The organism is Rhizomonospora bruguierae (genome assembly GCF_018397995.1).
GTDB lineage: Bacteria > Actinomycetota > Actinomycetes > Mycobacteriales > Micromonosporaceae > Rhizomonospora > Rhizomonospora bruguierae.
The window spans coordinates 1-2,467 of sequence record NZ_BBQH01000076.1 but is presented as its reverse complement, the minus strand read 5'-3'; the positions used below and the strand labels follow the sequence as shown (position 1 = coordinate 2,467).

The following is a 2,467-nucleotide window of genomic DNA, read 5'->3' as shown; positions in this document are numbered from 1 at the left end:
GTCCACTGCGGATGTCGATGTGGTGGAGGCGCACGGCACTGGTACCCGGTTGGGTGATCCGATCGAGGCGCAGGCTGTGCTTGCCACGTACGGTCAGGATCGCTCGTCTCCGTTGTGGTTGGGTTCGGTCAAGTCGAATCTGGGTCATACTCAGGCGGCGGCTGGTGTCGCTGGTGTGATCAAGATGGTGCAGGCGATGCGGCACGAGATGCTGCCCCGCACGCTGCACGTGGATGCCCCTAGCTCGCATGTTGACTGGTCGGTCGGGAACGTCGAGCTGCTGACGCAGCAGCAGGCGTGGCCGCGCCGCGAGGACCGGCCGCGGCGTGCCGGTGTCTCTTCGTTCGGCCTCAGCGGTACCAACGCCCACGTCATCATCGAAGAGGCGGCCCCCTCCGAGGCGGCCCTCAGCCGGAACATCGCCTACCCGTTGCCGTTCCTCGTCTCGGGTAAGACGGCCGCCGGGCTTGCGGCGCAGATCGAGCGGGTGCGGTCGGTCGAGGCCGACCCGGTGGACGTTGCCTATTCGTTGGCGACGACGCGTGCGGTGTTCGAGCACCGGGCGGCGATCCTTGCCGGTAAGACCTTCCGGGGTGTTGCCGATAGCGGCAAGACAGCGTTCGTGTTCACCGGTCAGGGCGCCCAGCGTCTGGGCATGGGCCGCGAACTGGCCGCCACCTTCCCGGTGTTTGACGAGGCGCTGCGTTCAGCCTCGGAGGCCCTGGACGTGATGTGGGGCGACGACGTTCAGGTGTTGAACCAGACCGGTTACGCCCAGCCGGCCCTGTTCGCGTTCGAAGTAGCCCTATACCGGCTACTGGAGTCCTGGGGCGTTCACCCGAACGTCCTCGTCGGACACTCGGTCGGTGAGATCGCCGCCGCGCATGTCGCCGGTGTTCTGTCGCTGCCGGACGCGGTGCGGTTGGTGGCTGCGCGGGGCAGGTTGATGCAGGCGTTGCCGGCTGGTGGGGCGATGGTCGCGGTTCGGGCCCGGGAGGAAGACATCCAGGGTGTCGACATCGCCGCGGTCAACGGCCCCGACTCCGTCGTGATCTCCGGGGCCGAGGCCGACGTGTTGGCGGTCGCGGCCCGGTTCGAGCGGTCGTCGCGGTTGCGGGTCTCGCACGCGTTCCATTCGGTGTTGATGGAGCCGATGCTGGATGAGTTCGCCACGGTGGTGGAGGGATTGACGTTCAACCCACCGACGATTCCGATCGTGTCGACGGTTGGGGCCGATGTGGCGATGGATACTCCGGGGTATTGGGTGCGGCAGGTCCGGGCCACGGTCCGGTACGCCGATGCGATCGACACCGTGCGCGGCGAGGGTGTTACCCGGATTCTGGAGGTCGGTCCCGACGCGGTCTTGACTCCATTGACGGAAGGGGCGGTGCCGGCCAGCCGGCGGGAGCAGAGTGAGACCGAGACGCTGATCGCCGCTGTCGCTCAGTTGCACACCACCGGCCAGCGCGTCGACTGGGCGGCGGTGCTACCCAAGGCCAACGTGGTCGACCTGCCCACGTACCCATTCCAGCACCAGCGGTACTGGGTCAACGCCCTGACGTCGGTGGGCGACCCCAGCGCGGTGGGGCTGCTCGGGGTCGAGCACCCCATCCTCCGCGCGGCGGTGCCGGCGCCGGACAGCGATGCGGTCTCGTTCACCGGCCGGGTGTCGGCCGCGTCGCAGCCGTGGATCGTCGACCACAACATCCTGGGCAGCGTGCTGCTGCCGGGGGCCGCGTTCGTGGAACTGGCGTTGTACGCCGGGGCGCAGGTGGGCTGCGACCTGGTGGAGGAGCTCGCGTTGCAGGCGCCGTTGGTGTTGCAGGGCGAGACCGGGGTCGCGGTGCAGGTCGTGGTCGGCGCCGCCGATGACACCGGCCGCCGTACCGTCTCGGTGTACTCCCGGGTGGAGGACATGGATTGGACGCTGCACGCCGAGGGGTGGCTGGCCGAGGGCGGCCCGGCACCCGAAGCGGTGGCGGGGCAGTGGCTGCCCGAGGGTGCCGCCGCCATCGACGTCGACCGCGCGTACGAGGATCTGGCCGAGGTCGGCTACCGGTACGGACCGGTGTTCCAGGGGCTCACCGAGGCGTGGCGGCACGGCGACGACATCTACGCCACCGTCACCCTGCCGCAGACCGGTACCGGCTTCGACCTTCACCCGGCGCTGCTCGACGCCGCCATGCACGCCGCACTCGTCGGCGGCACCGGCGGCGAGCCCATGCTGCCCTTCGTCTGGACCGATGTTCGGCTGCACGCCACCGGCGCCAGCACGGTCCGGGTCCGCATCACCCCGGCCGGCCCGGACGGCCTCGCGCTCGACATCACCGACCCGATCGGCCAGCCCGTCGCCACCGTCGGGGCGGTGCGGGGCCGCCCGGTCTCCGCCGACCAGTTGCGGCGCGTCAACGCCGACGGACTGTACGAACTGGACTGGATTCCGGCGCCTGCTTGTGATGGGTCTCCT

At 69.7% G+C, this 2,467-nt stretch carries 1 protein-coding gene and 1 pseudogene; both read left to right on the top strand.

Going from position 1 to position 2,467, the window contains the following annotated elements; genetic code table 11:
• Positions 1-19: 19 nt before the first annotated feature.
• Positions 20-172: pseudogene (locus KJS59_RS32345) on the top strand (hypothetical protein); the annotation flags it as partial.
• Between the two features lie 24 nt (positions 173-196).
• A partial coding sequence (locus tag KJS59_RS25240; RefSeq protein WP_249714859.1) for an acyltransferase domain-containing protein occupies positions 197-2,467 on the top strand: 2,271 nt, incomplete at its 3' end.